Origin of the sequence: Pandoraea horticolens (assembly GCF_902459555.1) — a bacterium.
Taxonomy (GTDB): Bacteria; Pseudomonadota; Gammaproteobacteria; order Burkholderiales; family Burkholderiaceae; genus Pandoraea; species Pandoraea horticolens.
This window is the reverse complement of the sequence record NZ_CABPSM010000004.1, coordinates 264,735-276,936: the sequence shown is the minus strand read 5'-3', so window position 1 is coordinate 276,936 and position 12,202 is coordinate 264,735. Positions and strand designations below refer to the sequence as shown.

9 protein-coding genes and 2 pseudogenes are annotated in these 12,202 nt (G+C 64.1%); 2 read left to right on the top strand and 9 right to left on the bottom strand.

Annotated elements, in window-relative coordinates:
- Positions 1 to 78 precede the first annotated feature (78 nt).
- The 3 genes from mdoH to PHO31112_RS09710 all read right to left on the bottom strand — a co-directional run bounded on the left by mdoH (position 79) and on the right by PHO31112_RS09710 (position 5,245).
- The gene (gene mdoH / locus PHO31112_RS09720) at positions 79 to 2,691 is read right to left on the bottom strand and encodes a glucans biosynthesis glucosyltransferase MdoH (protein ID WP_246177930.1); all 2,613 of its coding nucleotides are present in this window, start codon (positions 2,689 to 2,691) and stop codon (positions 79 to 81) included.
- The gene (locus PHO31112_RS09715) at positions 2,688 to 4,184 is read right to left on the bottom strand and encodes a glucan biosynthesis protein G (RefSeq protein WP_174995670.1); all 1,497 of its coding nucleotides are present in this window, start codon (positions 4,182 to 4,184) and stop codon (positions 2,688 to 2,690) included. Before PHO31112_RS09715 ends, mdoH begins: the two co-directional genes overlap by 4 nt.
- Positions 4,185 to 4,552: 368 nt before the next feature.
- On the bottom strand, positions 4,553 to 5,245 hold the full coding sequence (locus PHO31112_RS09710; RefSeq protein ID WP_150620320.1) for a LysE family translocator: 693 nt from the start codon (positions 5,243 to 5,245) through the stop codon (positions 4,553 to 4,555).
- Between the two features lie 217 nt (positions 5,246 to 5,462).
- Between PHO31112_RS09710 and PHO31112_RS27540 the strand changes: the two are divergent.
- Together PHO31112_RS27540 and PHO31112_RS27535 are read left to right on the top strand one after the other, a co-directional pair.
- Positions 5,463 to 5,903 (top strand): annotated as a pseudogene (locus tag PHO31112_RS27540) (LysR family transcriptional regulator); the annotation flags it as partial.
- 37 nt (positions 5,904 to 5,940) lie between these two features.
- Complete coding sequence (locus PHO31112_RS27535; protein ID WP_246177928.1) at positions 5,941 to 6,285, top strand: LysR substrate-binding domain-containing protein; 345 nt, start codon at positions 5,941 to 5,943, stop codon at positions 6,283 to 6,285.
- 168 nt (positions 6,286 to 6,453) lie between these two features.
- Here the strand turns inward: PHO31112_RS27535 and PHO31112_RS27530 are convergent.
- The 6 genes and pseudogenes from PHO31112_RS27530 to PHO31112_RS09675 all read right to left on the bottom strand — a co-directional run.
- A pseudogene (locus PHO31112_RS27530) lies at positions 6,454 to 6,620 on the bottom strand (MATE family efflux transporter); the annotation flags it as partial.
- A 65-nt stretch (positions 6,621 to 6,685) separates the two neighbouring features.
- On the bottom strand, positions 6,686 to 7,672 hold the full coding sequence (locus PHO31112_RS09695) for an alpha/beta hydrolase family protein (RefSeq protein ID WP_150620319.1): 987 nt from the start codon (positions 7,670 to 7,672) through the stop codon (positions 6,686 to 6,688).
- A 253-nt stretch (positions 7,673 to 7,925) separates the two neighbouring features.
- The gene (locus PHO31112_RS09690; RefSeq protein WP_150620318.1) at positions 7,926 to 9,200 is read right to left on the bottom strand and encodes an MFS transporter; all 1,275 of its coding nucleotides are present in this window, start codon (positions 9,198 to 9,200) and stop codon (positions 7,926 to 7,928) included.
- Positions 9,197 to 10,414, bottom strand: a complete 1,218-nt coding sequence (locus PHO31112_RS09685) for an amidohydrolase family protein (RefSeq protein ID WP_150620317.1) — start codon at positions 10,412 to 10,414, stop codon at positions 9,197 to 9,199. Before PHO31112_RS09685 ends, PHO31112_RS09690 begins: the two co-directional genes overlap by 4 nt.
- Positions 10,411 to 11,889, bottom strand: coding sequence for a sodium:solute symporter family protein (locus PHO31112_RS09680; RefSeq protein ID WP_150620316.1), 1,479 nt, complete (start codon positions 11,887 to 11,889; stop codon positions 10,411 to 10,413). The genes PHO31112_RS09685 and PHO31112_RS09680 overlap by 4 nt, the downstream gene beginning before the upstream one ends.
- The gene (locus PHO31112_RS09675; RefSeq protein ID WP_150620315.1) at positions 11,886 to 12,122 is read right to left on the bottom strand and encodes a DUF3311 domain-containing protein; all 237 of its coding nucleotides are present in this window, start codon (positions 12,120 to 12,122) and stop codon (positions 11,886 to 11,888) included. Before PHO31112_RS09675 ends, PHO31112_RS09680 begins: the two co-directional genes overlap by 4 nt.
- Positions 12,123 to 12,202: the final 80 nt, after the last annotated feature.

The following is a 12,202-nucleotide window of genomic DNA, read 5'->3' as shown; positions in this document are numbered from 1 at the left end:
AGGCCGCGAAAGCTCAAACGGCAAGGCACGATGCCTTGCCGTTTTTTTTATTCCGTCGTCCCGAGCGGGGCGTGCCGATCAGGCCGATGCGAGGAAGCCCTGCGACAGCCCGTTGGCGCGCGCGTCGCGCCACTCACGATGCGCGCGCGGGTCCGTCCACGCAAGCAGATGGAGCGCGGCGAGTGCTCGCGGATCGTTGAGCAACTCCCACTTCTGCGTGTTCGTCAGCTTGGTGGGCCCCTTGAGCAGCGCCGTCTCGACACGGCCGGCGCGCACGGCGTCGCGCTTCGCATCGTCGCGGGTCGGCGCCACGCTCGCGGCGATCAGGGCATTGGCCATCGGATCGATCACGGCGTCTACGAAGTCGATGTGCTTGCCCGATTCCTCGGTGTACTTTTCCATCATGCGCAGTTCCTTGGGCGGCCACGACTCTTCCGGAATCAGGAACAGACGGGCGCGCTTGAGGCCGCGTCCGAGCGATACTCGGCTCGAGAACACAGAGACGGGAATCGAAATCATCATCGACCCGACGATCGGCATCAGCCACCAGATGAAGTCCGGGTTGAGCCAGTAGACGATCCCGCCCCACCCCAGCCCGATCACGGTTTGCAGGCCGTGGCGGCGAATCGCTTCGCCCCAGCTCGTCTCGGCGTCTTCGCGCGGCGGCGACTTCCACTGGATGGCGATGCCCGTGAGCGCAGCGAGCACGAACTGGGTGTGGAACAGCATCCGCACGGGCGCGAGAACGGCGGAGAACACCATCTCGATGAACATGCTCACCGTCACCGCGAATGCACCGCCGAAACGCTTTGCCCCCTTTACCCAAATCAGCAGCACCGCGAGGATCTTCGGCAGGAAGAGCAGCGTTGCCGTTGCCGAGAACAAGGCGAGCGCCCGCTCGGGATGCCACTCGGGCCAGACCGGGAAAAGCTGGCGCGGCGCCGTGAAATACTCGGGCACGACCAGTGTGTGCTGGGCGAGCAGACACGTCGAGAGGATCAGGAAAATGAACCACAGCGGCGCGGAAACGTAGGCCATGGCCCCCGTGACAAACACTGCGCGATGCACCGGATGCATGCCTTCGGCCAGGAACAGGCGGAAATTCATCAGGTTGCCCTGACACCAGCGCCGGTCGCGTTTGAGTTCGTCGAGCAGGTTCGGCGGCATTTCTTCGTAGCTGCCGGGCAGGTCGTAGGCAATCCATACGCCCCAGCCTGCGCGCCGCATGAGCGCTGCCTCGACGAAGTCGTGCGAGAGAATGGCGCCGGACATTGCCCCCTTGCCCGGTAACGGGGCAAGTGCGCAATGCTCCATGAAGGGCTTCAGACGAATGATCGCGTTGTGGCCCCAGTAATGCGCTTCGCCCAACTGCCAGTAGTGCAGACCTGCGGTGAACAGCGGGCCGTACACGCGCCCCGCGAACTGTTGCAGACGGGCATAGAATGTTTCGCGTCCGGCCGCGAGCGGCGCGGTCTGAATCAGACCGGCGCTCGGATGCGCTTCCATCATGCGCACGAGTTTCGTCAGACATTCGCCGCTCATCACGCTGTCCGCGTCGAGCACGATCATGTAGCGGTAGTCGCTGCCCCAGCGGCGGCAGAAGTCGTCGAGGTTGCCGCTCTTGCGCTTCACGCGGCGCTGGCGGCGACGATAGAAGATACGGCCGAAGCCACCGACTTCGCGGCAAAGCGCCTGCCATGCGTCGACTTCGGCCGTGCAGTTATCGGCCTCGTTGGAATCGGACAGAATGAAGAAGTCGAAGCGTTCGAGCGAGTCGGTCTTGGCCAGCGACTCATAAGTCGCACGCAAACCGGCGAACACCCGGCCGACGTCTTCGTTGCAGATCGGCATGACGATGGCGGTGCGTGCGTCGGGCTCAATAGGCGTGTCGCCTGCGGCCATCTTCGAGATCATGTGACGCTCGCCGCCGAACAGCAGAACGAAGAAGCCGAAGATAGCCGTCCAGAACCCGGCCGAGACCCAACCGAAGAGCAGCACGAACAACACCAGCACAGCGAACTCGAGCGAGTCGGCCCCGTGATACGGCAGCACGGACGCCATGAAGTGCGTGGCCAGCGCCGTCTGCGCGATCATCAGCGTGAGCAGCGTCCAGCGACGGCGGCGGCCCGCCTGCGACCACCTCCCCTTGGGATCGGGCGCGTCGCGCACGAGCGGATCGGGGTCTTTGCGACCGATCAGCTTGCGCCACAGCCGGCCGAGGGGATTGAGCGACCAGGCGCGCGGAATGAGCGACGTGCGGCGTACCGGCGGCGCAATGCGCAATGTCTGCACACCGCGCACGTCTCTCAACCCCGCAGCCGCCGCCAACGATCCGCCCTCGGTGATGGAAAGGCGCACCGGTTGCGAGGCGAGCACGGCGTCGCTGTCGGATTCGATCTCGGCGATATCGTGCGGATGCCAGACTGCGGCCGTCACGGCGCCGGCGTCGTTCTGCTCTGTCGCATCACCAGCGTCGGCAGGCCTGGCCGCCGTATCGCCCGTAGGCGGCAAAGCCTCGCCCGCGGCGTTCGTGACACGTGCAGCGAGCAAGCGCTGCAGGCGAGCGAGAACATCGAGCGAATCGCCGCCCTCACGCTGTGCTTGGGCAAGCAGCGCGCGGCGTTTCTCGGCGGGCAGGGGCAACCGGTCGACGTACAACTCGTCGACCGGAATATCGGAGCGGTCGCTCACTCGGGGGGTAACAGGTAGCTCCACGTTTCGGATAGGGTGTTACTGCCGTTGCGCAGGTAAGCGCGCATTTCGACGGGTTTCTCGGAATCGAGGCGGCGCATGCGGAGCATGACGCGATAGCCTCCCGTGACGTCATTGCGCTGCGTCTGCACTTCCAGGATCTTGCCATTGCCGTCGATGGACACGTTCCCTTCGACCTTGGCGTCGTCTGGCAGTTTCTTGAGCGCCGGGCCCTCGAAATCGAGCGCAAACAGCAGACTGTCGTCTGGTTTTCCCCGGTAGCCATGCCCACGCCGGCTTTGCGACACCCACGCCGTCGGCGGGCGCTTGTCGTTATCTTTTTGCCACGACAGCCGGTATTCGAGCGAATATGGCTGTTTGGGCTTGGGCGGCGCATCCGGTATCCAATACGCAACGATATTGTCGTTGGTCTCATCGGGCGTGGGAATCTGCACCAGCTCCACGCGGCCCTGTCCCCACTTGCCCTTGGGCTCGACCCAGGCGCTCGGGCGCAATTCGTAGTGGTCTTCCAGATCCTGATAGTTGCCGAAGTCGCGGTCGCGTTGCACGAGTCCGAATCCGGCCGGATTCGACAAGGCGAACGACGACACGAGCAAGCGCTTCGGATTGACCAGCGGACGCCAGATCCATTCGCCCGTGCCCGACTGGATCGACAGACCGTCGGAGTCGTGCACTTCGGGACGATAGTCGGCCACCGCTGCGGGCTGGTTCTCGCCAAAGTAGAACATGCTCGTGAGCGGCGCAATGCCCAGCTTGGTAACGTTCTCGCGCAGGAACAATTCGGCCTTCACGTCGACGGTGGTATCCACGCCGGGGCGCAAGGTGAACCGATACGCGCCGGTCGCGCGCGGCGAATCGAGCAACGCGTAGATGGTCAGCTCTTTGGCGCCAGGGGCGGGACGTTGAATCCAGAATTCGGTGAAGCGAGGAAACTCTTCACCGGAATTGAGTGCGGTGTCGAGCGCGAGCCCGCGCGCGGACAAGCCGTATGTCTGGTTCTTGCCCAGCGCGCGGAAGTAGCTCGCGCCAAGGAAGACCATCACTTCGTCTTTGTACTTTGGCGTGTTGACCGGGAAGTGGACGCGGAAACCCGCGAAGCCCAGGCCACGCAGTTGTTTCGGGTCGACTTTGAGTGCGCCGAAATCGAACATGTCGGGGCTGTAGCGCAACTCGCGCACGGCGTTGCCCGACAGCTCGTTGATCTTGACCGGGCGGTCGTAGTACGAGCCCTCATGGAAGAACATCAGTTCGAACGGCAGCTTCTGCGCACGCCACAACGCCTTCTCGGGCTTGAAGCGAATGTTGCGATAGCGGTCGTAGGTGAGGTTCTGCAGTTCTTTGGGCAGATTCGGATCTTTCGGCTTATAGCGGCTGCTCGCGAGCGTGCGCGCCTGTTTGGCGACATCATCGAACGAAAATGCATGCGCGGCACCGGACACGAGCGCGCAAAAACTCAGCACACTGGCGAGCATCAGGCGCACGGCACGGTGGGAAATCATGCGGGGAACCGCGTTGGGCAGGAATTCCATCGGCAGTGGGGGATAGCGTGTAACGCGCGTGCCAACCGTAGCCAGCGTGCGCCGAACGCGCAATTTTACCCGTTCATTCACCGATTGACTAAAGATGCATCGGCAAAACCTTCGAAGCGGGTGCTCACATTACCCCAATCGTCCACTGGGACGCCGCTCACGGGGAGTCATGAATTTGTGACCATTTGTGACGAATGGGCAAAACGGCAGGATTTCACCCCCCTTCTTCAATCCCACCCAGGTCGTCCGGAGGTCATTCTCACGCCGTTACCACGCCACTCGAGGCCGATTCTCATCCGTCGCAGGGGCGATTACCGATTCGCCATCGCCAATAACCCGCCAAGCGTTATCAGCGCTCCACCAATAGTGCGCCGGACGATGGGCTGACGTCGAACCATCGCCGCTCGCATCCAACCCGCAGAGAAACCCAGCGCGACAAGGCTGAACCACGCCCAATGCGCAAATGACATGAACGCCCCATAAGCCAGCCCAAGCGCCCACCCCGTCCCCAGATGAACGATCTGCGTGAACGTGCTCACCACGAACAACGTGGTCTTCGGATTTAGTGCGTTGGTGAAAAAACCCTTGCGCAAGGCGCTCGCGGCTTCTTGCCAATGCGTTGGGCCAGAAACGCCCGATCCGGCACACCACGCCGACTCACCCGCCACTCCCGCCACTCCCGCCACTCCCGCCGCCCCCTCTTCCCGCATCACATCCGCTACCGGTGTACGGTCTCGCAACGTCCGCCAACCTATGTACATCAAATACGCCGCCCCCATCCACTTGATCACCGTAAATAACCACGGCACCCGCGCTATCAGTATCCCGACCCCGACCAGCGTATAGATGACATGCACCTGCACCCCCACCGCTATCCCCACCGCCACCCACATCCCCGCCCGCCGACCATGCCGCCAACTCTCCCGCGTCACCATCGCGAAATCCGCCCCCGGACTAATCACCGCCAACACCGTGATTGTTATTACCGCTAGTAACTCTTGCATGATGAAACCTCACCGAATTCAATACCGACGGACCGGCGCCCTATTCCGCCACTCAGACAGTGACCCAACTCGCGGCAGAATAGGGCCCCGATCCGTCTCACTTGGTTTTCAAGCGTTTTTTTACTTATTGGGTCCCGAGTTTTTCGTTATTCTGTGAGAATTCGGCAGCCGCGAAAAACGATCTTTGTGCTCATTTATTCGTGATAATTTCTCACCTATGAATCGGTCGCTACCCCTTAATGCCCTCCACGTTTTCAACGTCGCCGCCAACGAGCTGAGCTTCGCCCGCGCCGCCGACCATCTGTTCGTGACCCACGGTGCCGTCAGCCGCCAAATCCGTACGCTCGAAAATGCCCTCGGCCTGCCACTGTTCGAACGCCGCAATCGCGCCGTTTTCCTCACCCCCGCCGGAGAACGCCTCCACACCACCACCCGGCAAATGTTCGAACATCTCGCCTCAACCGTCGCCAGCCTTCGCCCCCCATCCCCCACCCTCGTCGTCTCCTGCGAACCCACCCTCGCCATGCGCTGGCTCATCCCCCGCCTCGGCACTTTCGCTCAAACACATCCCGACATCACACTCCATCTCCATTCCGCAGGCGGCCCTCTCGATCTCGCAGCCTCCAGCGTAGACGTCGCCATCCGGCGTAATGATTTCTTCTGGGGACACACGCTCGCCGCCGAACCCCTCGCCGATGAATGGATCGGCCCCGTCGGCTTACCCGCCTCGTTCGATATCCCCCACCGATGCGAACACCACGACACCGCCGTTCGAACACTTCTATTTAAGCTTGCAGGCAGCAGGCGCCGGGCTGGGGGCCGCCATCGGCTCCGTGTATATGGTGAGCGACGAACTCAACGCGGGACGCCTCGTCGCCCCCTTCGGCTTCGCCCGCGATGGCTCAGCGTACGTCGCGCTCGCACGCGAACCGTTTGCCGCAAACCCAGCCCGCGAAGCACTCCTGCACTGGCTTCGCTCCGCGCTCGCGGAATCGGCATCGAAATGGATCTCCCGCGAAACGCAAACCGATACGCGCTGACACGCACCGCTCAGAGGCTACGGTCGTTTTGTGTACCCCCCTGGTGTGACGGCAGCAGCACTCTCGTCATCCGCCAACGGTGCGACGGCCAGCGAACCTCGCCCCGGGCAACATATGCCCACCCCGCCACCACCCCCGTCGCACGCACAACCACGCCACCACGGCGTTGATGTGCTGCGCAATAGAGATCCCGTAGCCGTCGTCGGGCAGGAAGAACGCAGGATGTTGGCGTTGGATGCGGCGGTTAGCGCAGACTCGCCCAGGAAGTGCCCGATCCACATTGCGTTGATCGAGGCATTGAGCGATTGAAGTACATTGCTGCCCAGCGCCGGCAGCGAGAATCAGAATAAGGTCTTTCCGATGGGCCCACGCGTGAGGTCATGCCCGGCCATGACGCGCCCTACTTGGTGTCGAACTTCACGCCAGCCGCCGGCGCGGGTACCGCACATTGGTGCGCGCGCAGATTGTCGAGAAAGCGCTGGATCAACGGCAACACCTTGACCTCGATATCACCGTGTCCGTAGCCGAAACCGGCAAAGTTGAAATGCGTGGCGCCATCGACAACCGCCTGCCAGTGACAACCCGTCGGCAGATCCGCGTACGGTTCGGTGCGCACCTGCCACTTGCCATCCAGCGGCGCGTCGCGCGTGCCGGTCACGAGCAACACGGGCTTATGGATGTCGTGCCACGCGCCCGCCGGAAAAATCGGTCCCGGCCCCTGCGGCGACAGCGCAATGTAACCATCGAAACGGTCGTCGCTGTCCAGCCCGAGCTTGTTCTTCGCCCCCGCCTCGACCATCACCGTGACCGCACCCATCGAATGCCCCGCGAAGACCGCCGGTCCCGACCGGCATTGCGTGCGTGCCCAATGCAGCGCCGCACCAGTGTCTTCGAGACGGTCGACATACGCTTCGGGGTCCGTAGTGAGCGCCAGCAATCCGTCGCGCAACCCGCCATTGCGCACGCGATCACGCAACGAGTCACGCCCGCTTTCCTTATGCGCCATCGTCACCGTCAGCCAACCGTATTGCGAGAGCGCACGCCCAAGCCAAGCCAGCGCGTCACGGTCGTCTCCCGCGCCGGGACTGAGCACGGCCACCCCACTGCAAGCGGCAGGCGGCCGGAAGACATGGAGATTGACATACCCGCCGTCGCTGCGCAGCACCCGCAGGTCGACACCAGACGGCGCCGGAGTGTCCGGCGGAGGCGCGACACCAGAGGAGGAAGAGGAAGCCGGGGGAACCGCGGGAGAGGCAGGTTTCGCCGTCGGTTTGCCCGGCATTGTCGTGTCGGCAGCCGAAGCAAGCAGGGGGAACGAAGCCAGCAAGGAGATGCCGAGACCGCAGGCACCGAGCGCGACGAGCATCGTCGCGAACGATCGTCCCACGGCCCTGCGCGACATTCCGAGCATCCGTTCTCCCCTGGTATCTGGCAGCACACAGCCACCCAGGCCGGCAGGCCAATCGGGCCGGGAACAACGGTCTCGCGCCGAAGCCCCGCTGCGACATCACACGATGGATCATCTTAGCGCGGATTGCGTAGGGAATCGCATGAATTTTGCATACGACATACCTGTCTCGCGTGCGCAACGCGTGCGTCGCTCGTGTTGCGTGAATCGCGCGTATCCCTCGCCAAACGCGTCAGGCACGCTGATGACGGGCGCCGTGTATATCGCGCGATAAGCCGAGGGCCGACGCATATCCCGCCGGATCGAAGCGCCACGTCAACGCGATCAGCGCCACGTTGAGCCCGATGAGTCCGACCCATGACGGCACGAAACTCGCGGTCGCCGCAAGCACTGCGCCCGCACCGAACGGCGCCAGTGCCGCGATGCAGAAACCCACGCCCTGCATGAACGCCGCGAGCGCGGCGGCATGACGCGGATGCGCGTGGTGATCGAGCGCCAGCACCAGCCCGAGCGAGAACGTACCGCCCAACCCGAACCCGATGGCACCGACCCACGCCCATGCCGCAACGCCGGGCGCGACCACCAACCCGGCAAGTCCGCCGAGCGTGGCCACGAGCGCGAGCGTCAGCCAGCGCCGGCGATCGACGTTACGGCGGGCAAGCCACGGCAACGTCAATGCGGCGACGACCTGACATGCCGTCAGCCCGGCCAGCAATGCGCCGCTGCGCGTCGCGCTCATGCCGTGCTGCTGATAGAACGGCGGCAGCCACGCGACCATGGTCGTGTAAGTGCAGTTGATGAGGCCGAAGTAGACGGCAAGCATCCACGCGCGGCGCTTGCGTAGCAGTTCGAACATGGACGGCGCCCTATCGACCACAAACGCAACACGCTCACTCGCCTCGCGACAAGCCGCTCGCAGTTCCCATGCGGCCGGCGTTGCTTGCGTCGCCGGTGCCACCGTAGCCCGACCCAACGGCGCGCGCCACCATGCAAACGCCGCCACGCAGACAACCGCGAGCCACATGCCCAGTCCGACACGCCAGTCCCCCGTCTCGGACGCCGCCCACGGACTCGCCACCGCCCCCAGCCCGCCACCGCCCATGAGCGCCGCCGAGTACACGCCCATCATCGCCGTCATCCGCGCTGCGCTGAAGTTCGCCTTCACCACACCGGGCAGCAGCCCCTGCACGATGGCAATGCCGATGCCCGACGCCAGCGCGGTGCCTATCATCGTCACGGTATCGCCGGCGACGAAGCGCACACCGCAGGCCAATGCAAGCGCGGCCAAACCAAGCAGCACGCCAAGTCGCTCACCAACACGACGCGTCAATCCATTCGCCGCAAAAGCCCCCACCCCCATCGCAAGCACCGGCAGCGAGGTGAGCAATGCCGCCACGGGATAGGTCATCCCGGTGGCTTCGCGGATCTGCGGCAGCAGTGGGCTGATGGACGTGAGCGTCGGCCGCAGCGTCAACCCGACGGCGACGATGGCCAGCCAAAGGGTCATACCGCCACACCCTCGCTCACCACGATATGACCGTTCGCCACCACCCAGCAGCGCGGCGCACGCGTGACGATGGCTTGCGCGGCATTCGCCGCATCGACCAGCACCAGATCCGCGCGCGCCCCCGCTTGCAAGCCGTAGTCGTCGAACCAGCATGCCCTCGCGCCCTGATAGGTGACGCAATCGAGCGCGATCTCCAACTCGTCGTCACGGCGCAGGTTGTAGCGCAGACCGATCATCATGGCGCGTTCAAGCATGTCGGGCGTGCCGTACGGTGTCCACGTGTCGCGAATGCCATCGTTGCCTCCCGCGAGCGGAACACCCGCGCGGCGGCACGCCATGAGCGGCGGCACGACGCGCGAGGGCGGTGCCGTCGTAATCAACGCAACGCCCGCATCCGCCAGACGCGCGAGCAACGCATCGGCACGCGCCGCCTCCAGTTCCCCCAGACAAAACGCATGCGACACAACAACCTTGCCTTGCATGCCCAGCGCCACAATGCGATCGAGCATCAGCTCGAGCGAGAACGCGCCCATCTCGCCCGGCTCGTGAAGATGAACATCGACGGGGCAACCGTGCTTGTCGGCCAGCGCGAACATGGCGTCGAGCGATGCCTTCGGGTCGCGGTCGATGGCACACGGATCGAGCCAGCCCAGCACGTCAGCGCCCCGCGCGAGCGAGTCGTCGAGCAACGCGACCGTGCCGTCGCGATCCAGCACGCCCGATTGCGGGAAGGCGACGATCTGCATGTCCAGCGTGTCCGCCAGCGCCTCCCGAGTCGCGAGCACGCCATCGAGATGACGCAGGCCCGCGTCGGTATCGATGTCGACGTGTGTGCGCAGCCGCGTGGTGCCTGCCGCAAGGAATGCACGCCCGAGCGCAAGCGACGCCGCCCCCGCATCGTGCCCGCTCTCGGCACGCCACCGTCTCTCGTTGTCGATGCGATCAATCAGGCGCGAGCCGCACTCGTTGACGTACCACGGCATGCCCCACACAGTCTTGTCGAGATGCGTGTGCGACTCCACAAGACCGGGCAGCAGCAATGCTCCGCGCGCGTCGATCCGGCGGGGGGCGTTCCCTTGTGCGACGGGAAACGACGGTAGCGACGGCAGCGACGCCAACGACGGCCCGATCGCCGCAATCCGCCCGTTCTCGACGCGCACCTCGACCGGTGCACCGTCGAGGCCGCGTGCATTGCAGATGTCCAGTGTTGTCATGCCTTCCCCAAATTGATTTCCGTGGCAACGTTGCGCGAGCGGGTGAGCACACTCACGGCCACGAACGTCACCGCATTGACCGCAAGCGCCACCAGGCCCATGTTGATCGACCCCACGGTATCCGGCGCGCCGGGCATCAGCGTGCGCAAGTTGACGTCGAACCCGACGGCCGCTGCGAGCACGATGGCACCCGCGCCAATCCCGGCAAACGCGCCGTACTTGTTACCGAACGGGCGCGGCAGCAAGCTCGCCACGAACGACGGGAACAGTTGCGTCAGCAAGCTCGAGGCGAAGAGCGCCAGCGCCACGAACGTCGCGCCGCCTCGCAACACGAAGCACACCGCCACCAGCCCGAAAACCGGCAACACGCGCTTGGCAAGCTTGGCGACGAAGGCCTCGCTGGCATGCGGCGCAAAGCCGTCGCGGTAGATGTTCTTTGCAATCAGCGTCGACGCATTGAGCAGGATCATCGAGCCCGGCACGAGCGCGGTCAACACCCCGACGCCACCGATCACACCCACGAACCACGGCGAGAACGTCTGCTTCACGATACGCAGCAAGGCCAGATCCGAATCCGCCCCCGTCAGGCCAGGCACTTGCAGAATCGCCGCGAAGCCCACGAAGAACATGAACGCGATCACCATCTGATACAGCGGCATCAGGATCGTGTTCTTACGCACGGCGCTCTCGCTGTTTGCCGCGTACACCGACGTGAAAACGTAGGGATACAGGTAGTAACCGAGCGACGTGAGCAGAATCGTCGAGTTGTACCAGGACAGCGTCAGGCCGCTCGTGGGCATCTGCAGGAAGCCCGGACGCGCCGCCTCGATGCGATCGAACATCTCGCCGAAACCACCGAAGTAATGCAATGGCAGATAGATGCCGAGGAATACGGCGATAACGAGAATCAGAATGTCCTTATAGATCGCAATGCTCGCGGAGCCGTGAATGCCCGACACCGTGATGTACAGCACCATCGCGATGGCCCCGCACCAGATCGCCACCGCGGGCGGAATCGTGCCGTACGACGACTCCGACACGATGATGCCCAACCCGCGCAACTGGATGATCAGCAGCGCCGTCATGCCGAGCACCGCCACGAGCGAGACGACGACCCCCAAGGCGCGCGAACGATACGCCGTGGCGAAGAAGTCGGAGAACGACACGCAGCCGTGGCGCGTTGCGTGACGCCACGCCGCCGGCAGCATCCAGTAGCCGAGCAGGTACGCGAGTGCGCCGTAGGCGAGGATGTAGAACGCGGGCGGTCCCTTGCTGTACGCCCATCCGCTCGCGCCGAGGAACGTGAACGTCGAGAAGGCTTCCCCGGCCATCAGCAGGAAGACAAGCAGCGTGCCGAAGCCACGCCCCCCCACCGCCCACTGCTCCAGACTCATCGTGCGACCACGCCGTGCGCGCAGCCCCACGAAAAGCGCAAATGCGAGAAACGCCGCGATAACGGCCAGCGCAGCATTCATGATGCCGCTCCGTCGCGTTCGCGCAGATCCGTTGCCGGAGCACTCGCCGCCTCGCGCGATCCATCGAAGCGGAACATCACGACCATCACCACCGACGTGAGTAGCAGCCAGACGATATTCCACGTCATCAGGAACGGCAGCCCGGCCAGCCGGGTGCCCACGTGTTCGGCAAGCCAACCGCCGCAATAAAAGGCCGCGATGGGAAGCGCAGCCAGGCAATGCACAGGTTTCATGACGTCTCCAGACCCAAAAAGGAATCCACGGGCAGCCGCCCGGATGTGTCCGTCGCGGCCTCATGGCTTGACACTTCGTC